General features: G+C 69.6%; 17 protein-coding genes. 8 read left to right on the top strand and 9 right to left on the bottom strand.

Annotation, left to right across the window (positions count from 1 at the left end):
• The first annotated feature begins 64 nt into the window (after positions 1-64).
• Positions 65-916, top strand: coding sequence for a LysR family transcriptional regulator (locus AD72_RS10070; protein WP_231644776.1), 852 nt, complete (start codon positions 65-67; stop codon positions 914-916).
• An 18-nt stretch (positions 917-934) separates the two neighbouring features.
• Here the strand turns inward: AD72_RS10070 and AD72_RS10075 are convergent, their stop codons facing one another.
• Positions 935-2125: an NAD(P)-binding protein gene (locus AD72_RS10075; RefSeq protein ID WP_156365123.1), complete on the bottom strand. Its 1191-nt coding sequence runs from the start codon at positions 2123-2125 to the stop codon at positions 935-937.
• Positions 2126-2284: 159 nt separating this feature from the next.
• Between AD72_RS10075 and AD72_RS10080 the strand changes: the two genes are divergently transcribed.
• On the top strand, positions 2285-3709 hold the full coding sequence (locus AD72_RS10080) for a purine-cytosine permease family protein (RefSeq protein WP_031466185.1): 1425 nt from the start codon (positions 2285-2287) through the stop codon (positions 3707-3709).
• A 6-nt stretch (positions 3710-3715) separates the two neighbouring features.
• Here the strand turns inward: AD72_RS10080 and AD72_RS10085 are convergent, their stop codons facing one another.
• The 5 genes from AD72_RS10085 to AD72_RS10105 are packed head-to-tail and all read right to left on the bottom strand — an operon-like array spanning position 3716 to position 9877.
• Positions 3716-5056 carry an MFS transporter gene (locus AD72_RS10085; RefSeq protein WP_031466186.1) on the bottom strand — a complete coding sequence of 447 codons (1341 nt, stop codon included), beginning with the start codon at positions 5054-5056 and terminating at the stop codon, positions 3716-3718.
• A gap of 5 nt (positions 5057-5061) precedes the next feature.
• Positions 5062-5709: a hypothetical protein gene (locus tag AD72_RS10090; protein ID WP_031466187.1), complete on the bottom strand. Its 648-nt coding sequence runs from the start codon at positions 5707-5709 to the stop codon at positions 5062-5064.
• On the bottom strand, positions 5706-6677 hold the full coding sequence (locus tag AD72_RS10095) for a membrane dipeptidase (protein WP_031466188.1): 972 nt from the start codon (positions 6675-6677) through the stop codon (positions 5706-5708). Before AD72_RS10095 ends, AD72_RS10090 begins: the two co-directional genes overlap by 4 nt.
• Positions 6678-6737: 60 nt before the next feature.
• Positions 6738-8399 (bottom strand): hypothetical protein, encoded by a 1662-nt coding sequence (locus tag AD72_RS10100; protein WP_031466189.1) that lies wholly within the window; start codon positions 8397-8399, stop codon positions 6738-6740.
• Positions 8396-9877, bottom strand: coding sequence for an aldehyde dehydrogenase family protein (locus AD72_RS10105; protein WP_082468843.1), 1482 nt, complete (start codon positions 9875-9877; stop codon positions 8396-8398). The genes AD72_RS10100 and AD72_RS10105 overlap by 4 nt, the downstream gene beginning before the upstream one ends.
• Positions 9878-9983: 106 nt before the next feature.
• Here AD72_RS10105 and AD72_RS10110 point away from each other — a divergent pair, with 106 nt between their 5' ends.
• A complete protein-coding gene (locus tag AD72_RS10110; RefSeq protein ID WP_031466191.1) occupies positions 9984-10880 on the top strand; it encodes a LysR family transcriptional regulator in 897 nt (298 codons plus the stop codon).
• Positions 10881-10916: 36 nt separating this feature from the next.
• Here AD72_RS10110 and AD72_RS10115 read toward each other — a convergent pair whose 3' ends face one another.
• Positions 10917-11342 carry a DUF1707 SHOCT-like domain-containing protein gene (locus AD72_RS10115; RefSeq protein ID WP_037345306.1) on the bottom strand — a complete coding sequence of 142 codons (426 nt, stop codon included), beginning with the start codon at positions 11340-11342 and terminating at the stop codon, positions 10917-10919.
• A 229-nt stretch (positions 11343-11571) separates the two neighbouring features.
• Here AD72_RS10115 and AD72_RS10120 point away from each other — a divergent pair, with 229 nt between their 5' ends.
• Complete coding sequence (locus tag AD72_RS10120) at positions 11572-13083, top strand: alpha/beta hydrolase (protein ID WP_037345309.1); 1512 nt, start codon at positions 11572-11574, stop codon at positions 13081-13083.
• 4 nt (positions 13084-13087) lie between these two features.
• Here the strand turns inward: AD72_RS10120 and AD72_RS10125 are convergent, their stop codons facing one another.
• Positions 13088-13765: a FadR/GntR family transcriptional regulator gene (locus AD72_RS10125; protein WP_156365124.1), complete on the bottom strand. Its 678-nt coding sequence runs from the start codon at positions 13763-13765 to the stop codon at positions 13088-13090.
• 174 nt (positions 13766-13939) lie between these two features.
• Between AD72_RS10125 and AD72_RS10130 the strand changes: the two genes are divergently transcribed.
• The 4 genes from AD72_RS10130 (at position 13940) to car (ending at position 20515) form a co-directional block, all read left to right on the top strand.
• Positions 13940-15709: a 2-isopropylmalate synthase gene (locus AD72_RS10130; protein WP_031466195.1), complete on the top strand. Its 1770-nt coding sequence runs from the start codon at positions 13940-13942 to the stop codon at positions 15707-15709.
• Positions 15710-15742: 33 nt separating this feature from the next.
• Positions 15743-16162, top strand: a complete 420-nt coding sequence (locus tag AD72_RS10135) for a PPOX class F420-dependent oxidoreductase (RefSeq protein WP_031466196.1) — start codon at positions 15743-15745, stop codon at positions 16160-16162.
• Between the two features lie 60 nt (positions 16163-16222).
• A complete protein-coding gene (locus tag AD72_RS10140) occupies positions 16223-16831 on the top strand; it encodes a TetR/AcrR family transcriptional regulator (RefSeq protein ID WP_031466197.1) in 609 nt (202 codons plus the stop codon).
• A gap of 180 nt (positions 16832-17011) precedes the next feature.
• A complete protein-coding gene (gene car, locus AD72_RS10145) occupies positions 17012-20515 on the top strand; it encodes a carboxylic acid reductase (protein WP_031466198.1) in 3504 nt (1167 codons plus the stop codon).
• Positions 20516-20535: 20 nt separating this feature from the next.
• Here the strand turns inward: car and AD72_RS10150 are convergent, their stop codons facing one another.
• The gene (locus AD72_RS10150; RefSeq protein ID WP_031466199.1) at positions 20536-21426 is read right to left on the bottom strand and encodes a hypothetical protein; all 891 of its coding nucleotides are present in this window, start codon (positions 21424-21426) and stop codon (positions 20536-20538) included.
• Positions 21427-21472 lie beyond the last annotated feature (46 nt).

Consider the following 21472-nt stretch of genomic DNA (forward strand, 5'->3'; position numbering starts at 1 on the left):
CGGGCAGCGCGCCGGTGTCCAAGGAATCCTCGTCATACCCGGCATGCGCTGCGATCATGACCGAGTGGACGTCACCATCGCGCACATCCGGGCGCTGCTCGCGGTGGCCGAGCACGGCAGCTTCACCCGGGCCGCCGAGGCACTGCATCTGAGCCAGTCCGGGGTGAGCAGGACCATCGCCGCGTTCGAACGCCGGCTCGGTGCCCCGCTGCTGCACCGCGGGGCCGAGGGGGCCGAGCTCACCGCGCTCGGGCACACCGTCGCCGGGCACGGCGAGACGGTCCTGCGCGGGCTGCGCGCCATCCAGGAACTCCGCCCGGATGCGGCGGAACCGCCGTTGCGGGCCGGTGCCGTCGCGAGTGCGCACCCCCGGCTGCTGCCCGCCGCGCTCGCCGAACTGCACAGGCGCGCGCCGCACCGGGAGATCCTCACGGTGCGCGGGGAGGACGACGAACTCGCCGAGTGGCTGGCCGCCGACACCATCGACCTCGCGGTCAGCACCGTCCCGATCGGACCACAGCCACGGGTCATCACCGACCGGTTTCTCGCCGCCGTCCCGGAGCGCCATCCGCTGGCCGCGTGTTCCGGGATTCCCGCCGAACGGCTGGAGTCCGCAGGGATCGCCGATCCCGGTGGCACCTGTGGCCCGCTGCTCGCCGCCTGGTTCGCCGAGGGTGGCGCGCGCTGGCATCCCGAACACACCGTGCGCGACATCCCGACCGTGCTGACCATGGTCGCCGCGGGCATCACGGCCGCGATCGTCCCCGCCCTCGCGGTGCCCGCACGGCCGCCGGACGGGATCGCGCTGCGCCCGCTTCTCCCGCCGCTGCACCGAAAGCTCTACATCCAGTGCCGTCCGCGGGCGGCCGAACTCGCCGGACTGCTCGCCGAGACCGCGGATTCCCCGGATCACTGAAGAGATCACCGAGGGGGATCACTGTCCGGCTGCTGGGATCCACGGATACAGGTAGTGCGCGGTGCCGTCGAGCACCGAGCTCATCCAGGCCGCGTAGTCCGGTGCCGTCATCCGGTCCCACGCCGGGGGATGCTCCACCTGACGCCGACCGAGCCTGCGGCCGAGCGCGACGAGCCGGGCCGCCTCGGGATTGCGCACCCACCGGTACCGCGCGGCCAGCTCAGGCCAGTCCGGGTACGCGGCTGCCAGATCTTCGATGGCGAGCGCGTCCCGCAGCGCCTTGCCCGCCCCGCTCGCGGCGTGCGGGCGGACCAGGGCAGCGGCGTCCCCGGCGAGCAGCACGTCCCCGGTGTCCTCGGCAGGTGGCAGATCGGCGACCGGGTGCACGGAAAGCTCCGCCTCGCCGGTTCGCTCGACGAGCGTGGCCCACAGCGGCGGCAGATGCCGTCCGGCGAGCTGGTGCAGGAATCCGGCCGCGCTCCCGGGAAGGCCGCCGAACCCGGATTGTGCCGTGGACATCCCGGGCGCCCGCGGACCGTAGACGACCCAGTCGAGCCGCGTCCCCTCGACGCCGGGCACGAGGGCGAACACGCCGTGCCCGAACGGGAAACAGGTGGTGACGTAGGCCCCGTCGAGCAGCCCGAGGTCGAGATCGGCGATCCGGCCCGTGCCGTAGCTTCCGCGCCAGGCAACGTAATCCGCGTACTCGTGCCGGACCGTGCGGAACACCGAACGGTGCCCGTCCGCGGCGATGATCCGCGTGGCGGGGCGGATCCCGCCGTCACCGAACCGCAGCACCGTGTGCTTCCCGTCCCGCTCCATCCCGTACACCGCGCTGTCCCCGCGGTATTCGGACTCGGTGAGCCTGTCGCGCAGGGCGTGCCAGAGAAACCACCAGCCGGTCAGGGCAGCCTCGCTCGAATGGCTCCACGCGATGCGCCCGCGCGCGTCACCCCGCTCCGGGACGAGCCAGATTCTCCGGTGTACCAGTCGTTTCGGGGTATCCGGGCGCAGATAGCCGCGCGCCGTCAGGGATTCCCAGAGCGGTACCGGCAGCACCACCCCCATGCCGCGTTCGGTGAGCTCCGCCGCTCCGCGTTCGAACACGGTCGGCCGGTATCCGTTGCGGCGCACCGCGATCGCCGCGGCGCACCCCGCGATACTGCCGCCGACGATGGCGACATCCCGATCCTGGTTCATGTCCGTCATATCCTGTTCCGCACACTCGGCGACGACAAGCTCGCGTTCCGTGCCACGGAACACCAATCCCGGTCTGGTATCCGAGACTGCTTCGGAATCCGGGCACTGGCAGACCGGTGCACCGCATCCGATGCTGTGGCGGGGATCGAGCGACCAACGGAGGTGCGGATGACCGAGGCCACGAGCGAAGCGGGCGCAGTGCGTTCCGGTGGACTGGTCGAACGGCGCTCGATCGGGGTGGTCCCGGACGCCGAACGACACGGTCGGCCGGTGAACCAGTTCACCCTGTGGTTCGGCACGAATCTGCAGATCACCACGGTGGTCACCGGGGCACTCGCGGTGGTGTTCGGCTCCGGGGCGTTCTGGGCGGTGCTCGGTCTGCTGATCGGCAACGCGCTCGGCGGTGCGGTGATGGCGCTGCATTCGGCGCAGGGACCGAAACTCGGCCTGCCGCAGATGATCTCCAGCCGCGCGCAGTTCGGTGTCTTCGGTGCGGCGGTCCCGCTGGTGCTCGTGGTGCTGATGTACATCGGGTTCTTCGCCAGCGGGGCGGTGCTCGCCGGTCAGGCGCTGGCCAGCCTGCTCGGGGCACCGGACGTGCTCGGCATCGTGCTGTTCGCGGTGATCACCGCGGTGGTGACGGTGATCGGCTACCGGCTGATCCATGCGGTGGGCCGGATCGCGAGCGTGGTGGGCGCGCTGGCCTTCCTCTATCTGGTGGTGCGGCTGTGCACCAGCGTGGATGTGCCCGCCATCCTGCATCCGGGCGGATTCGATTTCCCGCTGTTCCTGCTCGCCATCTCGCTCGCCGCTTCCTGGCAGCTCGCCTTCGGCCCCTATGTCGCGGACTATTCGCGCTATCTGCCCCGGGCCACCTCCGCGCGGGCGACGTTCTGGTGGACCTTCGGCGGTTCGGTGCTCGGCGCGCAGTGGGCGATGACCTTCGGCGCGGTGGCCGCGGCCGCCGCGGGTGGCGCGTTCACCGGCCACGAGGTGAGCTACATCGTCGGACTCGGCGGGGCCGGGGCGATGGCGGGCGTGCTGTACTTCGTGATCGCCTTCGGCAAGCTGACGGTCAGCGTGCTCGACGGCTACGGCGGGTTCATGACGATCACCACGATCATCAGCGGATTCCGCGGCCAGCGCGAGGTTTCGAAGTTCGCGCGGGCCGCGTGGATCGCCGCGATCATGGCCGCGGGCACCGTGCTCGCCCTCGCCGGGCGCGGCGATTTCCTGGACTCCTTCTCCACGTTCCTGTTGTTCCTGCTGACCTTCTTCACGCCGTGGAGCGCGGTGAACCTGGTCGACTACTACCTGATCGCGAAGGAGCGCTACGACCTGCCCGCGCTCTCCGATCCGGGCGGGCGCTACGGACGCTGGCGGATGCCCGCGCTCACCGCCTACATCCTCGGTGTGCTCGCCCAGCTGCCGTTCCTGTCCACGGCGTTCTACACCGGTCCGCTCGTGGAACCGCTCGGTGGCGCGGACATCTCCTGGATCATCGGGCTGGTCGTTCCCGCGGTGCTGTACTGGGTGCTGACCAAGCGCACCGGTTCGGTGGCTCCCGCGGAGACGATCCTTCCGCCCGGCTGAGCGGTTTCAGCCCAGCGAAGCGGTCTCGTCCAGATCCCTTCCCTTGGTCTCCGGGGCCATGAGCAGGCTGGCCAGCGCCCCGGAAAGGGCAATCCCCGCCGCGATGTACATCGTGGCCGAGAGGCCGAGATTGGCCAGCGCCCACGGGGTGGCGAAGGTGCCGACCGCGGCCCCGATCCGGCTGATCCCGGTGCACAGTCCGACAGCGGTGGCCCGCACCTGGGTGGGGAACAGCTCGTTCGGGTAGATCCACTCCAAAATGGATGGTCCGCCGTTGAACACCGCGTACGCGGCGAACGCCACGACCACGAGCAGGGTGCTCGCATCGGGTGCGATCGCGAGATAGAGCAGCCCGGCCCCGGAGACCAGGAATCCGCCGATCAGCACCGGGCGCCTGCCGATCCGGTCCACGAGCAGCAGCGCGAGCACATTGCCGACCAGGAAGAACACGTTGATCAGCCCCGATCCGAGGTTGGCCTCGTTACCGTCCTCGAGCCGGAACAGGGAAAGGATCTGCGGTCCGAAGGCGTAGATCGCGAACAGCGGGACCACGGTCGCGGTCCAGAACAGCGAGATGAACACGACCCGGGACAGATAGCCCTTGCTGAGCACGGCGCGCACCGAACCGCCGCTCGGCTGGTCCTCGGGCAGATCGTCGAGCCGCGCGTCCGGGCCGATGGTCTTGCGCAGTACGGCGCGCGCCTCCTCGGTGCGCCCCTTGGCCGCGAGCCAGCGCGGTGATTCGGGGATGCTGGTGCGCGCGATGACGATCAGCACCGCGGGAACCGCGGAGGAGAGCAGCATCCATTTCCAGCCGTCCTCGACGTGCAGCAGCGCATAGCCGACGAACGCGGCCACCGTGGCCCCGACGAACCACATCGCGTTGAGCCCGCCGACCAGGCGCGCCCGCCAGGCCTTCGGGGCGAACTCCGCGACGAGCGCGGTGGCGATCGGGTAGTCGGCGCCGACCGCGATCCCGATCAGCAGCCGCAGCACGAACAGTTCCACCTCATTGGTGACGAAGAACTGCGCGACCGAGCACAGGATGATCGCGGCGAGGTCGATGGTGTACATCAGCTTGCGGCCGATCCGGTCGGTCACGCTGCCGAAAACCGCGCCACCGAGGAAAAGCCCGATCAGCGCCGAGGCTCCGATGAGCCCGGACCACAACGCGCTCATCCCGAAGGCGGGCTGGATCTGCACGAGCGCGATCCCGATGATGGACAGGATGTAGCCGTCCAGGAACGGCCCGCCCGAGGAAAACAGGGCCAGCCGTTTGTGGAAGCCGTTGAGTTCCGCATTGTCCAGGGAACCGTGGGTCCCGGTGTTCCGGGTTTCGAGAGTCATGATGGTCATCCAACCGCGTTGTCGGGTGTGTTCTCCGGGACGAGAAATCGGCTCGCCGCCTCCGTCGCCGCGCGCCATTCCGCGGCGTTCACGTGCATTCCCCCTGCCGGGCCCGGGGATATTCGTGCGCCGTCCGGGATCTCGTCCGGGACCGTGAGCACGAGTCCGCGCTCGATTCCGTGCGGCGCCGGCGATCCGTGCACCGGGACGCGCAGTAGCGTGCCGTCCGGGCCCGCCGCGATCCGCTCGGTGACCACACCACCGGTGACCGTGGCGACGGCGAACGGGCTCGCGTGGGTGCGCGCGGTCCACTGTGCCAGGGCCGGGCCGATCCCGGTTTCCCGCAGTATCACGGGCTTTCCGGTACCCAGCGCGAGTTCGGCGGCGAGCGGGCCGAGCAGCAGCGGCCCGCGCCCGGCCTCGTCGGCGAGCACCGCGTACTCCTCATCCCGGACCAGCCCGACCGCGGCGGCATCGGCCGGGAGACACGAGATTTCCCGCAGCAGCAGGGAAAGACCCGCGCCCTCGAGCAGTTCGGCGGCAAGTACCAGTTCGGCCGCGGCCACCGCTTCCCCGTGCGAGACCGCGCGGGCCCGCAGCGCGCGGTAGGCGGCCTCGCGCAGTTCACGGTCCGCGATCCTGGTGGTGTTCATCCTTGCCGCCCGGCGAACACGGTGTCGAAGAGCCGCAGCCAGTTCCCGCCGAGCACCCCGGCCACCGTCTTCTCGTCCAGCCCTGCCGCGAGCAGTCCCTCGGTGAGGGAGGGGAAATCGGCCGGTCCGGCGAACCAGTCCGGCCAGGCGGGCCATTGCGGGCGGGCGCCACGCGGTGGCTGCCAGCGGCCGTTGCGCAGCCAGCCGACGAAATCCTCCGGCTGGTTGCGGGTGCAGTCGCTGCCGATGCCGACGTGTTCCGGGCCGATCTCGTCCACCAAGCGCGCGACCATGGCACAGAACCGGTCCCGCGGGGTTCGCTCCCCGCCGAGGACGTTCGGGTACAGGCAGCAGCCGACGACCCCGCCGCGCGCCGCGACCGCCTCGATGACCTCCGCCGGTTTGTTCCGCGGATGATCGAGGTACCAGGTCGGGTTGGCGTGGGTGATCGCCACCGGAAGCGCGGAGGCGTCCACCGCGTCCCGGCTCGTGCGGTTACCCACGTGGGAGAGGTCGATCAGCATCCCGACCCGGTTCATCTCCTCAACGATGTAACCGCCGAACCTGGTCAGCCCGGAGTCCTGCGGGTCGTAACAGGCCCCACCGACCAGGTTCTGGATGTTGTAGGTCAGCTGCGCGACACGCACCCCGAGCCGGTGGAACACCTCCACCATGCGGTAGTCGTCCCCGAACGGCGAGGTGTTCTGGAAACCGAGCAGCACCGCGACCTTGTCCTCTTCGCGGGCGCGCCGGATGTCCGGGGTGTGCTCCGCGAGCAGGGCCAGGTCCGCGTTGTCCGCGGCGAGCCGGTACCAGGAACCGATCGCGCGCAGCGTCTCCTCGGGTCCCTCCCACACGGCGCAGGTCGCGTTGACACCGGTCACCCCGCCGGTGCGCAGTTCGAGGAGCACATCGCGGTCCCAGTTGTTGATCTGCAACCCGTCCACGACGAGCTGTCGTTCGGCCATTTTCGGCTCCCTTTCAGGGTTTCGAGGGGCTGAGGTTTCCCGGGCTAGGGTTTCCGGGGGCTAGGGTTTCCGGGGATAGAGCCAGTCGTCCGCCGCGCTGGTCAGCTCGTCCGCGCGCGGGGCACCGGAGAACAGCACCACCCGCAGCCAGTCCGTGGACTGCGGGTCGTAGTGCTCCATCCCGTATCGGGCGAGCTGGAAACGCTGAATGTGCAACGGAAGGAAGTCCGCGGCGAGGAAATTCGCGCGCACCTCCGTGTAGGGCAACCCGTGCAGCGAACCCGCCCGCGCGATGATGCCGCGGTGCCGGGGATACGCGAGCAGGAACTCCGCGAGCGGCTGGCCGTCCGGTGCCGTGTCCAGATCGGCGCGCAGCGCGGCCACCTGGGCGGCGATATCGAGCGGGTACTCGACAGAGTCCCCCGGATCGGTTCCCCGCCGCCCTCGGCGCGGTTCCTCGTTGTTCGCCGAGCTGAACCAGAAATACGTCCGGTCGCCGTGCTCGATCCGGTCTGCCCAACGGTAATCGGAGTCGAGCACCGAACGCAGCCTGGCACAGTCCCATTCGACCGGAACCCGCAGCGTTTCCGCGCACCACAACGATTTCTCGATCTCCGCGTCGAGTTCCGGGTACGGCTCGACGAGCACCGGTTCCAGGGCCCCGCAGGCCTCGGGGCCGTGCCCGCGCGCGGCGCGGTACAGCGCATCCCAGGCATGTTCGGTGGCGCGCCCGGACATCGTGCCCGCCCGGATGTATTCGGCGAGCAGCCCGGCGAGCTCGTCCAGCTGCGCGGCGAGCTCCGGGTACGGCAGATACGGGGCGGTATCCAGGTCCGCCCGCTCGCGGAAGTACTCCCGTGCGCGGTCGAGCAGTTCCCGGACCCGTTCGGTGTCCGCCCCGTCCGGCCGGGTTCGCCTGCCGCGCGCATGGGCGAGCGGGCGTTCCCGGGCGGTGCACCACGCATCGAGTACCCGCGGATGGTTCACCACATAGGGCACCATGCCGAGCCCGGTCGCGTTGCCCAGCCCCAGATAACGGCGCCAGCGTTCGTCGAGCCGCGCCGCGCCGGGAACACGGGCGGCCGCACAGTGCTCGGCGAGTTCGCAGCTGAACTCGCGCAGCAGCCAGGCGGCGAGCATCTGTGCCCGGTACGGTGCGCCGAGCGGGTGCTCCGCGCCGAGCTCGGTGAACCCGGCCATGCCGAACTTGCCGTTGCTGTAGAAGGCCGTGCTGCGCAGGATGTAGGCGGTGTCCCCGAGAACCGCGGTCTCCGGCTGGCCCCCGGACGCGAGCCGATCCACCACATAGTCGAAGAACCGCCTGCTGCGATTGGCTCGCGTCCACACCAGTGTCCGCGTATCGGCCCGGCCCCGCTCCTGGTGCGGTACCTGCTCGCGCAGTGCGGCGAGCCGGGAGCGGTCCACCTCGCCCTCGACAAGGCAGGCCGTTACATCCCAGTTCCCGGCGATGACCCGGTCGGTGCGTTCGTGCTCGGCGACCCGGGTGGCGAACACCGCGAAGCCGAACACCCGGCCCGCGGCGCGAATCCGGTACACGGCCTCGCCGCGGCCCGCACCGTCGAGTTCCCAGTGCGCGGTCTCCACCGTCCAGCCACCCTCGGCCGCGGCGCGCAGGAAGGAGCGCGCGAAACTGTGCCGGGTACCGCGGGCCGCGCCGAGTTCTTCGGGGGCGAGCGCGATATCCGCGGGGCGGGTGTTCACGCCGGGGTCCCGGTGCGCAGGTAGGCGGTCTTGCTCCAGGTGAAGAATTCCGCGCTGCTCTCGGCGTTCTGCTCGCGTGGCGCGGGGAACGAGGACTCCTTCAGCCCGCCGAAGGGTGCGTGCAGTTCCGATCCGGTGTTCGGCGCGTTCACCTTCACCAGACCAGCGTCGAGTTCGGCGACGCAGCGGCGCACGACTCGCTCATCGCAGCTGAACACCGCCGCGGTGAGCCCGAACCGGGTGCCGTTCGCGATCTCGATGGCCTCGTCCAGCGAGTCCGCGCGCAGCAGGGTGACGACCGGGCCGAACACCTCCTCCTGGCAGATGGTGAGCCCGGTTTCCCCTTCGAGCACCGTCGGCTCCACGAAGTGCCCGTTCTCCGGCGGCCGCTGATCCGGGCGCGCGAGTACCCGGGCCCCTTCGCGTTCGGCCTGCGCAACCGCCGCGGTCACCTCCTCCCGCGCCCGCGCCGAGACCAGCGGACCGATCCGGCTCGGCTCCGCGCACCCATCGCCGACGACCAGGGCGCGTACCCGGGACACCAGTTCCGGCACCAGCGCGTCATAGGCCTCGCCGACCGCGATCACCCGCCGGGTCGCGGTGCACTTCTGCCCGGTGCTGGACATCGCCCCGGCCACGATCGCCTCGGCCGCCTCGCCCTTGTCCACATCCGGGAGCACGATCGCCGCGTTGTGCCCGCCCAGTTCCAGTTGCACCTTCGCGCCGCGCGGCAGCACCGCCGCCTGGATCGAGCGGCCGACCGGCACCGAGCCGGTGAAGGTCACACCGTCGATTTCGGGGCGTGCCACCAGATCCGCACCGAGCTCGCCCGGACCGAGCAGCAGGTTCAGCACCCCGTCCGGCAGCCCGGCCTCGGCGAGCACCTCCGCGAAGGCCACGGCGACCGCGACCGTCTCGCTCGCCGGTTTCCACACCGCCGTGTTGCCGCACAGCAGCGCCGGGGCCAGCTTCCACGCCGGGATCTGCAACGGGAAGTTCCACGGGGTGATCGCCGCGACCACCCCGAGCGGACGGCGAACCGTGCGGATGAGCTCATCGGGGTGCCCGGACGGATAGCTCACGCCGTCCGCCGACCGGCCCTGTCCCGCGTGGTAGTGCAGTGTTTCCACGCTGAGCTCCACCTCGGCGCGGGACTCCGGAAGGGTCTTGCCCTCCTCGCGGGTCATCAGCAGCGCCACCGATTCGGCCCGCTCGGCGAGCAACCCGGCCGCCTTGCGCAGCACCCGGCCACGGGCGATCGCCCCGGCCGCGGCCCACTCCCGCGCGGCCCCCTGCGCCGCCGCGACCGCCTCGTCGAGCAGCGCGTCCCCCGCGATCCGGTACCGGGCGACGACCTCGTCCGGCCGGGCCGGGTTGGTGCTCTCCCGTTGCGCACCGTCGCCCGCGCGCCAGGCGCCGCCGACGAGGTGGCGCAGTTCGGCGGTCTCGTTCGCCGTCGTGGTCAGGGATTCCGTCACCGGCTCGCTCCTTCGCGTTCGTTCGATGAGGCTCACGCTAAGCAACGAGGCGCCGATATGGAATTATCTATTGTCAACACACTGATAAGCACGGAGTATTAATCACGTGGAGTTACGACAACTGCGCTACTTCGTGGCCGTCGCCGAGGAGCACAGCTTCCGGCGCGCCGCCGATCGCCTGCACATCGCCCAGCCCGCGCTGAGCCAGCAGATCGGCAAGTTCGAGAAGGAACTGGGCACCGCGCTGTTCCACCGCACGACCCGGCGCGTGGAACTCACCACCTCCGGACAGGTGCTGCTCACCGAGGGTCGCCGAGTGCTCGCCGAGGCCGATCACGCCGCCTCGGCCGTCGCGCAGGCGGTGCACGGCGAGACCGGCCTGCTGCGCCTCGGATTCGTCAGCTCCGCGGCACTGCGCCTCATCCCGGAACTGGTGCTCGCGCTGCGCCGATCCTGGCCCGGACTGAGCATCGACCTGAGCGAATCCACCACCGATCCGCAGCTGCACGCACTCGGCGAGGGCAGGCTGGACATCGGCCTCGTCCGCGAGGTCCGCGCCGCGCCCGGGCTGACCGTGCACCCACTGCTGCGCGAACGGCTACTCGTGGCCGTGCACGAATCCCACCGGTTCGCCGAGCGCGCCGAAGTGCGGCTGGCCGAGCTCGCCGAGGAACGGTTCCTCACCTTCCCGCGCGGTCAGGTCTCCCGGCTCTACGACCACATCGCCGCGCTCTGCCATCGCGCCGGATTCCGTCTGCACGCCGCACAGGAAGCCGTTCAGTTCCCCACCCTGCTCGGCCTCGCCGCGGCGGATACCGGGATCACGATCGTGCCCGAATCGCTGCGCGCGCTGCGGTTGCCGAGCCTGCGCTACATCCCGCTCACCGATGCGGACGCCTTCTCCACCGTCTCGCTGGCCGTGCGTCCCGACCGGGAACGCACCCCGCTGATCGGCAACGTGATCCGGACACTCGGCACGCTCGACCTCGATCCCCGTTTCTGAAAACCCTTGTCTGAAATCGTTGTGCCGCACCGGAATTCAGCGGCTGGCCAGCCACCAGCAGATGGCCAGCACCGCACCGCTTGGTCCGATCGCCCACAGTGGCCACCAACCGGCGAGCTCACCGGCCACCGCGCTGAGCACGCCCCAGCCGGCCAGCAGCAACAGGCTGCCCAACAACCAGCAGGAGGTCAGCACCCGCAAATCCTGGAACCGCGCGGACCGCCGTAACGCGCGATCGGGCGCCTGGAACCGTTCGGGCATCGGTTCCTCGGGCAGATCGACGGTCAGCGCCAGGAGTTCGCCGCGGGTGCGGGCCACATAGGCCGCGCCGGTCCGCTCGGCGAATTCGGTGAGGGTCAGACTGCCCCGATCCGCGGCCTGTTCCAGGAACGCGGCTGTCGCGGCCCGATCGGCGTCGGTGGCGCGAACCTGGCCGGGTGGGATCCGTGGGATGGTCGACATCGAATTCACCACCTTCCCTACAGCGGCACCAGCGCGGAAGTACCGCACAGTGGCCGATTTGTTCGGGATTCACCGTTATTATCGACCCGCCGTCCGATGCGCCCCACCGATACGAGGCCCCCGTCACGCGTGACCGGCGACACAGCTCTACGCGTCGGAGTGAGCGGGTACCACCGGACAGCGGGATGTGGTACTACGGGGACCTCGCCGAAACATGGGGGTGGCCCGAATGACCCGGAACCGGTTGAAACACGGCGCGATCCTGGCCGGGATCCTCGCCGCGGTGAGCATGACACCGGCCCTCGGCGCCGAGGCTCCCGCCGCGGACGGACTGCGCTGGGGGCCGTGCCCTGCGGACACCGGCCCCGGCGCGGAGCAGCTGCGCTGTTCGACCGTGCGGGTACCGCTGGATTACCGCGATCCGGGCGGCAAGAGCATCGATATCGCGGTGTCCAAGCTGGCGAGCAGCGCACCGGCGAAACGGCGCGGTGTCCTGCTGATGAATCCGGGCGGGCCCGGTGGATCCGGGCTCGGTATGCCCGCCACGCTGGCGCAGCTCGGTATGCCGGCTAGTGTGCGGCAGAGCTATGACCTGATCGGGTTCGATCCGCGCGGAATCGGGCAATCCGCCCCGGTGCACTGCGGGCTGCGTCCCGGGCAACCGGCGGTGGTTCCGGAATATCCGCTGAATCCCGCGGATGTGGCCGCCACGGCGAAGGAATCGAAGGCGGTCGCCCAGCAGTGCGCGGCTTCCGCGAGCGGACCGGACCTGCGGCACATCACGACCGCGAACACGGTGCGGGACATGGACCGGATCCGTGCCGCGCTCGGTGAACCCAAGATCTCCTACTACGGCGTTTCCTACGGCGCCTCGCTCGGCGCGGCCTTCGCCTCGGCGAAACCCGCCCGCACCGACCGGTTCGTACTGGACAGCAATCCCGGCGACACCACGCTGAGCCGGGATGTCCTTCGCCGGTTCGGTCTCGGCATGGAGCAGCGGTTCCCGGACTTCGCGGCATGGGCCGCCGCCCGGAACACCACCTACCACCTGGGCGCGACACCCGGGCAGGTGCGGGACAACTACTTCGCACTCGCCGCCCGGCTCGACAAGCAGCCCGTCGAGGAGGTGACCGGGAAACAGTTCCGCGCCTTCGTGTTCAGCAAGCTGTACCGGAACGCGACCTTCCCGGACCTCGCGGCACAGTGGCAGGAGCTGGCGAGCGGGAACGGCGCCGCGGTCCGTGCCGCGCAGCAACAGGACAATCCCCTGGACAACGAGCAGAGCGCGCAACTGGCGATCAGCTGCGGGGATGTGCAATGGCCGCACCGGGTTGCGCAGTACCAGCACGACGTGGCCCAGGACCGGGACCGGTTCCCGATGTTCGGCGCGGCCGCGGCCAGCATCAACCCGTGTGCCTACTGGCCGAAACCCGCCGAGCCACCGATCCGGATGACGAACACCGGGCCGAACCTGTTGCTGTTGCAGAATCTTCGCGATCCGGCCACCCCGTATGTCGGCGGACGGCTCGCCCGCGCCAAACTCGGCGACCGGGCCCGGCTGGTCAACGTGGACGAGGGCGGGCACGGCGCCTACCTGTGGCGGCAGAACCCGTGCGCGAACGGGCTCGCCACCGACTACCTCGTGCACGGCAGCTTCCCGCGCGATGACGTGTCCTGCGCGGCCGCACCGGAGAACGCCAAGCAGCGCACCGCGAACGTGTCACTGCCGCGCTGGTGGTAGTGCCCTAATCTCCGGCCGGGCCCAACCTCTCGGCCATCAGGCCGAGATGCGCACGCGCCGCGGTCCAGGCACCGTCCGGATCGCGCGCGCGGATCGCGGCGACGATCGCGGCATGCGCCTCGTGGTCGTGCGGGGTCTCGCCGCCGTCGATGCGCAGCAGCTCGGTCATCGCCTGCCGGATCCGCGGCGTGACGGTGTGGAACAGCTCGCCGAGCGCCGGATTGTGCGCCGCGGTGACGATCGCGCCGTGGAACGCGATGTCCGCGTCGATGTACGCGGCCTGCCGCCCCCGGGCACTGTCCCGCGCGGACAAGGTCTTGTTCAGTGCGCGCAGATCGGCGGGTGTGCGCCGGGAAGCGGCGAGCAGGGCCGCCTCGCACTCGATGGCCATCCGCACCTCGACGATGTGCGCGATGTTCGCCTTGCGCAGCACGGTTTCCCAGTCCTGCGCGAGTTCGGCCGATGCGACGTACACGCCCGCGCCCTGTCTGCTGTGCAGTACTCCTTTTCCGGCGAGCTCTCGGATCGCCTCGCGGACCGTGGATCGCCCGACACCGAGCTCGCCGGCCAGTGTGGTCTCTCCGGGAATCCGCGCACCGACCGGCCATTCTCCCGCGGTGATCCGTTCGAGCAGGACTTCGACGGCCTGTTCGGCGAGCGGGTGCCGGCGCAGTGTGGTCACCGGCTCAGCATATCAGCTTGTCTGAGGAGTTGATTTCTTCTAGGCTTGCGGTCATGTCGTGGAGCGCGCTGCTTCTTGGTCGCCACGGCGGGGTCTGATCGACTGGCGCCCCGCCGTGGGGCTTCTGCGCGCCGGTCCTTTCCTTGCGGACCAACAGAAAGCGACCACCCGGCAATGACCAATCCATCCTTCCCCACCGTGCGCACCCCGTCCGGCGAGATCGCCGTGCACCAGCCCTCCTGGAATCGGCAACGCCCCTCCGCGATGCCCTCGCAGCGCTACCGGGATGTACACGCACGCGTCGAACTGCCCCTGACCGGGCGCACCTGGCCGGCCAACCGCATCAGCACCGCGCCGCTGTGGGTGCCGGTGGACCTGCGGGACGGGAACCAGGCGCTGGCCGAACCGATGGACCCGGAACGCAAGCGCCGGTTCTTCGAACTGATGACGGCCATGGGATACAAGGAGATCGAGGTCGGTTACCCCTCCGCCTCGCAGACCGACTACGACTTCGTCCGGCTGCTCGCCGAAACCGGACTGGCCCCGGACGATCTGACGATCGTGGTGTTCACCCCCGCACGCCACGACCTGATCGAACGCACCATCGATTCGGTGCGCGGCATCCCCAACGACATCGTCGTGCACATGTACACGCCGACCGCGCCCACCTGGCGCGAGGTGGTGCTCGGCGCGGACACCGAACAGCTCACGAAGATCATCACCGAGGGCGCGGCCGACATCCGCGAACTGGCCGGGGACGATCCGCGGATCCGGTTCGAATTCTCCCCCGAGGTGTTCAACCTGACCGAACCCGATTTCGTCCTGGACATCTGCGCGCGCATCACCACCATGTGGGACGCCTCGCCCGAACGACCGGTGATCCTGAACCTGCCCGCCACGGTCGAGGTCGCCACCCCGAACATCTACGCGGACCAGATCGAGTACATGCACCGCAATCTGGACCGCCGGAACGGCGTGATCCTCTCCGTGCATCCGCACAACGACCGCGGGACCGGGGTCGCCTGCGCGGAACTCGCGGTGCTCGCCGGGGCGCAGCGGGTGGAGGGCTGCCTGTTCGGCAACGGGGAACGAACCGGGAACGTCGACCTGGTCACCCTCGCGCTGAACCTGCACGCCCAGGGGGTCGATCCGATGATCGACTTCTCGGACATCGACGAGATCCGCCGCACGGTCGAGCACTGTAACCGCATCGGCGTGCACGAACGGCACCCCTACGTCGGGGATTTCGTGCACACCGCCTATTCCGGAACCCACCAGGACGCGATCAACAAAGGACTCGCGCACCACCGCGCCCGCGCCGCGGAAGCCGGGATCGAGGCTGCCGCCGCACCCTGGCAGGTGCCCTATCTGCCGATCGACCCGGCCGACATCGGCCGCAGCTATGCCGCGGTGATCCGGGTGAACAGCCAGTCCGGCAAGGGCGGGATCGCCTACCTGCTGCGCACCGGGTACGGCATCGAACTCCCCCGCAGGCTGCAGATCGACTTCGCCCGCCATGTGCAGCGGCACACCGACGGCAGCGGGGCCGAGATCACGGCCGCCGAACTTTACCGGCTGTTCCTGGAAACCTACGCGAGCACTGAGGGGCGGCTGCGGCTCATCGCCTGGCAGACGACCCAGGCCCCGGAGGACAACAGCCAGCTGAGCGTACGGCTCACCGTCGACGGCCAGGAGAACGGCTACGCGGCGACCGGGACCGGACCGGTCGACGCGCTGACGAAGATCCTCGGCTCGCTCGGCTACCCGGTGCGGATCCTCGGCCTCAACCAGCAATCGACCGCGCAGGGCAGTGCAAGCCCGGCCGTCACCCTGCTCGAATACCGCACGGACAACGGGATCGGCTGGGCGGCCGGTGCCGGTGATTCGGTGCTCACCGCGAGCCTGCGCGCCGTGCTCACCGCGGCGGAACGCACCGCGCATTGACCTGAACAGCGCTCGAGGTCTTATGCTCCGCGCATGTTCACCGATGCCGAACGCGCCTATCTGCGCGGACAGGAACTTGGCAGGCTGGCCACGATCGGCCCGGACGGCAGGCCGCAGATCAGTCCGCTGGGCTTCCGGCTGAACCCGGACGACACCATCGACATCGGCGGGCCGAAGCTGACCTCGACCCGGCGCTATCGCAATGTGCTCGCCGATCCACGGCTTTCCTTCGTCGTGGACGACATGACCCCGGACGAACCGGGGGCGATCAAGCCGGGAATGGGCCGTGGCGTGGAAATCCGCGGCACGGCCGAGACGCTGTGGGTCGAGGAACCGCCGGTGAACCCCGAGTGGTTCGAGCACGAGGTGATCCGTATCCACCCGGACCGGATCATCAGCTGGCACCTCGATCCACAGCAGCCCGGCGGCCACTCCCGCGATATCACGCGGTGACGCCGCCGGGGGAATCTACAATGGACCGATCGTGGACACACCTCGACCGGGGAGCGGGAGATGGCTGAGCTGGCCGACCGGCGGCCACCGATGGGCCGGCCGCGCACGCCCGGGGTGGACGAGGCGGTCATCAGGGCGACCATCCGGCGGTTCATCGAGGACGGCTACACGGGAATGTCGCTGGCGAAGGTGGCCGCGGACGCCGGAACCACCCGCCCTAGCGTCTATCTTCGCTGGCCGACCAAACAGGCGCTGGTGGTCGCCGCGGTCCGTTCCACGCTGACCCAGGAGGACGAGCTGGTCCCGGAGAACCTGCTCGAGCTGCAGCCCAAGAAGCGGTTGCTGCGCCTGCTCCGGCACCTGCGGCCGAGCGAGGACCACCAGCACCGCACGCTCTACGCCACCCTGCTCGCGGAGAGCAGGCGGATCCCGGAACTGCTCGACCTGATCAACGAGGAGCTGGTCGAACCGCGCACCCGGGCGATCAGCACGCTGCTGGAGTCGATGAAAGAGCGCGGCGAGATCCGGGCCGGAGTGAACACCGAGCACGCCGCGACGATGCTCTACGGTGTGCGGTTCGTGGACAGCCTGCGCCCGCGGCCCGGCACGGCCGATCCCGACCGGGAGAGCGTCGAGCTGCTCTGGCCCGCGATAGCCGCGCAGCCCTGAGCGCGAGGGCGCGGATGGTATTACCGCCCCACGCCGCAGTCAATGCCTGGTTGACAAGAAGGCGATAAGCTGATTGTCACATGCCCATCACCGTGCGCACTGCTTTACTTGACAGTACAGTCAATTAGCGTAAGGCAACTAAATGTGGGGGACGCGCGGCGAGGGAAGCTGGTGATAGCTGTGGGCACAGCACCGAAAGCAGAGGACGAACGAGCGGCGCGACTCCGGGCCACGCTGATGGAAAGCGATGCGCAGTTCCGCGCGGCGATGCCGAGCAGGCAGGTCAGCGAGTTCGCCAGGGAACCGGGGCTGGGCCTCGGGCAGACGATCGCGCGGATCATGCAGGGCTACGCGGACCGGCCGGCGACCGCCGAGCGCGCCACCGAACTGGTGGCCGATCCGGTCTCGGGGCGGCGGAGCCTGCGGCTGCTCCCGGAGTTCCGCACCCGTACCTACGGGCAGCTGTGGGCGGACGCGACCGCGATCGCCACCGAATGGGCCGGATCCGGGATCGGCGCGGGTGATTTCATCGCCACCATCGGATTCACCAGTTCCAACTATGTGGTCCTCGATCTGACCGCGGTCTATCTGGGCGCCGTTTCGGTGCCGCTGCAACCGAGTTCGGCGGTGCCGCAACTGCAGGCGATCGTGGACGAGACCACGCCCGCACTTTTCGCGGCCAGCCCCGGATACCTGGACAAGGCAGTGGAACTCATCCTGGCCTCGGGCTCGAAACCGCGCCAGCTGATGGTGTTCGACTACCACGACGAGGTGGACGAGGAGCGGGAAGGGTTCGAGTCCGCGGTCGCCCGGCTCTCCGCGGCCGGCGTCGAGGTCCGCACCCTCGAGGATGTGCTCGAGCACGGGAAAGCCAAACCGGCGGCGAAGCAGTTCGTCCCCGCGCCCGGCGAGGATCCGCTGACCATGTTGATCTACACCTCGGGTAGCACCGGGGCACCCAAGGGCGCGATGTACCCGGAGCACACCATGCTCCGCTACTGGTGCGGGGAACTGCCGGTAGAGGACCAGTCCCCCGCGTTCACGCTCAGCTTCATGCCGATGAGCCACATGTTCGGCCGGGTGACCATTGCGAGCACCCTCGGCCGTGGCGGGACCAACTACTTCGCCGCGAAGGCGGATCTTTCCACCCTGTTCGAGGATCTGGCGCTGGCCCGGCCGACCGAACTGTTCGCCGTCCCGCGCATCTTCGACATGCTTTTCCAGGAATACCAAGGAGAACTGGATCGGCGCGAGGCCGAGTTCAGCGATCCGGCCGAACTCGACGCCGCGGTTAAGGCGGATCTGCACACCCGGTTCCTCGGTGGCCGGGTGCTGACCGCCATGGTGGGCAGCGCGCCGATCTCCGCCGAGATCAAGGCGTTCGCCGAAGCCTGCCTGCAGATTCCGCTGCACGACGGCTACGGGGCCACCGAGTTCGGTGTGGTCCTGTTCGACGGCGAGATCCAGCGTCCTCCGGTGCGCGAGTACAAGCTCATCGACGTTCCCGAGCTCGGCTACTTCCACACCGACCGGCCGCATCCGCGCGGCGAGCTGCTACTCAAGACCGACACCATCTTCCCCGGCTACTACAACCGCCCCGAGGTCACCGCCTCGATGTTCGACGAGGACGGTTTCTACAAGACCGGTGACGTCATGGCCGAGACCGGACCGGACCGGCTGGTGTACGTGGACCGGCGCAACAACGTGCAGAAGCTCTCCCAGGGCGAGTTCGTCACGCTGTCCAAAGTGGAATCGGTGTTCACCGCGAACCCGTTGATCCGCCAGATCTTCGCCTACGGCAGCAGCGAACGGCCCTATCTGCTCGCCGTCGTGGTGCCGAGCGAACAGGCACTCGCCGAGGCGGGCAGCGCCGAGGCGGTCAAACCGAAACTCGCCGAGGCGATCGGGCAGACCGCGAAGGAGGCCGGGCTGGAAGCCTTCGAGATCCCGCGCGATTTCCTGGTGGAGCCCGAGCCGTTCAGCATGGCCAACGGATTGCTCTCGGACATCCGGAAACTGCTGCGCCCGCGGCTGCGGGAACGCTACGGCGAACAGCTCGAGGCGCTCTACGCCGAACTGGCGCACGGGCAGACCGATGAACTGCGCGCGCTGCGCCGCGGCGGTCCCGGCCAGCCGGTGTACGAAACCCTCGCCCGCGCGGCGCGCGCCCTGCTCGGCTGCGCGGAATCCGAGATACACGAACACGCCCGGTTCACCGAGCTGGGCGGGGATTCGCTCTCCGCGCTGTCGTTCGCCAAACTGCTCGGCGAGATCTTCGAGGTGGATGTCCTGGTCGGCGTGGTGATCAGCCCGGCGACCGATCTGCGCGCGATCGCCGACTACGTCACCGCACAGCGCTCCGGGGAAGGACAGCGGCCCAGCTTCGCCTCGGTCCATGGTGCGGATGCCACCGAGATCCGGGCGAGCGAGCTGACGCTGGAGAAGTTCATCGACCCGGCCACGATCGCGGCGGCAACTGGTCTGCCCGGTCCCGCGGCCACTCCGCGCACGGTGCTGCTGACCGGCGCGACCGGGTACCTCGGCCGGTTCATGTGCCTCGACTGGCTGGAGCGGCTCGCCGAGAACGGCGGCAAACTCGTCTGCCTCGTGCGCGGTACCGACGATGCGGCCGCCCGCGAGCGGCTGGACGCCACCTTCGACACCGGGGATGCCGAACTGCTGCGCCACTACCGGGAACTGGCCGAGGACCATCTCGAGGTGCTCGCCGGGGACATCGGCGAGGCCGACCTCGGGCTGGACGGCGCGGTCTGGCAGCGGCTCGCCGGAGAGGTCGACACGATCATGCATCCCGGCGCGCTGGTCAACCACGTGCTCCCGTACGAGCAGTTGTTCGGGCCGAACGTGGTCGGCACCGCCGAGCTGATCCGACTGGCGATCACCGGCCGCATCAAGCCGTTCACCAACGTGTCCACCATCGGCGTCGCCGACCAGATCGAACCCGGCCGGTTCGACGAGGTCACCGATATCCGCGAACTCAGTTCCGTCCGGCAGATCAACGACGACTACGCCAACGGCTACGGAATGAGCAAGTGGGCGGGCGAGGTCCTGTTGCGCGAGGCGCACGACTCCTGTGGGCTCCCGGTCAGCGTGTTCCGCTCGGACATGATCCTCACGCACAGCCGCTACACCGGCCAGCTCAACCTCCCGGACATGTTCACCCGGCTGATGCTGAGCCTGGTGGCCACCGGAATCGCGCCGGAGTCCTTCTACCGCACCGATTCGGCGCACGCACACTACGACGGGCTCCCGGTCGACTTCAGTGCCGAGGCGATCGACACCATCGGCGGCGGCAACACCGAGGGATACCACACCTACCACGTGTTCAACCCGCACGATGACGGTATTTCCCTGGACACCTTCATCGGCTGGCTGATCGAGGCCGGTTACCGGATCGAGCGGGTGCCCGGCTACCAGGACTGGCTCACCCGGTTCAGCACCGCGTTGCGCGGACTCCCGGAGAACCAGCGCCAGCACTCCGTGCTCCCGCTACTGCACTCCTACGCCGAACCGGGCGAACCGGTCAGCGGTGGGCTCGTTCCCGCCGACCAGTTCCGGAAAGCCGTGCAGGAAGCCAAGATCGGCGCGGACCACGACATCCCGCACATCACGAAGGAACTGATCGTCAAGTACATCACCGATCTGGAACAGCTCGAACTGCTCTGAGCGAGCGGCCCGTTCGCCGGTCAGCCGAGGAATCCGTTGCCACGCAACACCGACAGCGCGCCGACGGTGGTGTAACCGCGCCACTCCAGGGCCGCCGCGGCCGAGTAGCTGTGGAAGTCGGCCCGCCAGCCACCGTCGGCCTGCTGTCCCTCGGCCAGCCGGTGCAGATCGGCCTCGACCGCGACCGGGTCGAGCAGGTTCCGCGCGGGCTGCCCGGGAAGCGGGGCGAAATCGAGCGGGCGCATCAGTTCGTCCTCGGCTCCCCCTTCCACGTGCAGCCGCCCGTCGCGGGGCACGAAGGCAGCCAAGCGGTCCAGCAGCGGCAGCGCCTCCGGGCGGGTTCCGGCGAGCACGTTGAGCAGCCGCACCGCGAAGGCGAGCACCAGGGCGTGCGGCCGCTGCTCGAGGCCACCGATCGCGGAAAGGCAGTAGTCGGTGACCGTGGCGAGCCAGGGATGCGCGGCCACGGCCGGATCGTGCGCGGCGACCCGGTGCGCGTTCTCCGCGACGATCGCCGAGATCTGCAGGGACGGTTCCGCCGGATCGGCACCGGACCAGAACGGCGCGCACCCGGTGGCATCGGTGACCGGCAGCGCGAACGGCAGCCCGCCACCCGGCAGCGTCACCGAGTCCAGCCAGTCGCACAGCTGCCCGGCCCGCTCGGTGGTGTGCGGCCCGATCTCGGCGAACACCTCGAAGGCGTGCAATGCCGCTCCGGTCTGGCTCTCCGGCGAACGCAGATCGGGTTCCAGGCCCCAGCCGTAGCCACCGTCCGGATTGCGGTACGCCTCGAGCGCGGCGAGCACCGGCTCCGGACCGGCCGCGCCGGTCAGCCGCCGATAGCGCTGCCGGTCGAGCAACCGGGCATGCGCGGTGAGAAAGGCCGAGGCGGTGGAGAGGTCGACAGTCATGGGCTCACCGTAGGGCGGCCGCGGCGCCTCGTCTTGGACGATTCGG

This window comes from Sciscionella sediminilitoris (genome assembly GCF_000737195.2).
Taxonomy (GTDB): domain Bacteria; phylum Actinomycetota; class Actinomycetes; order Mycobacteriales; family Pseudonocardiaceae; genus Sciscionella; species Sciscionella sediminilitoris.

Excerpts from the sequence above, each read along its gene's own strand:
- AD72_RS10080 (WP_031466185.1), top strand. The coding sequence starts at position 2,285 with ATGACCGAGGCCACGAGCGAAGCGGGCGCAGTGCGTTCCGGTGGACTG.
- AD72_RS10085 (WP_031466186.1), bottom strand. The coding sequence starts at position 5,056 with ATGACTCTCGAAACCCGGAACACCGGGACCCACGGTTCCCTGGACAAT.
- AD72_RS10115 (WP_037345306.1), bottom strand. The coding sequence starts at position 11,342 with ATGTCGACCATCCCACGGATCCCACCCGGCCAGGTTCGCGCCACCGAC.
- AD72_RS10090 (WP_031466187.1), bottom strand. The coding sequence starts at position 5,709 with ATGAACACCACCAGGATCGCGGACCGTGAACTGCGCGAGGCCGCCTAC.
- AD72_RS10150 (WP_031466199.1), bottom strand. The coding sequence starts at position 21,426 with ATGACTGTCGACCTCTCCACCGCCTCGGCCTTTCTCACCGCGCATGCC.
- AD72_RS10075 (WP_156365123.1), bottom strand. The coding sequence starts at position 2,125 with ATGACGGACATGAACCAGGATCGGGATGTCGCCATCGTCGGCGGCAGT.
- AD72_RS10140 (WP_031466197.1), top strand. The coding sequence starts at position 16,223 with ATGGCTGAGCTGGCCGACCGGCGGCCACCGATGGGCCGGCCGCGCACG.
- AD72_RS10135 (WP_031466196.1), top strand. The coding sequence starts at position 15,743 with ATGTTCACCGATGCCGAACGCGCCTATCTGCGCGGACAGGAACTTGGC.
- AD72_RS10120 (WP_037345309.1), top strand. The coding sequence starts at position 11,572 with ATGACCCGGAACCGGTTGAAACACGGCGCGATCCTGGCCGGGATCCTC.
- AD72_RS10095 (WP_031466188.1), bottom strand. The coding sequence starts at position 6,677 with ATGGCCGAACGACAGCTCGTCGTGGACGGGTTGCAGATCAACAACTGG.
- AD72_RS10130 (WP_031466195.1), top strand. The coding sequence starts at position 13,940 with ATGACCAATCCATCCTTCCCCACCGTGCGCACCCCGTCCGGCGAGATC.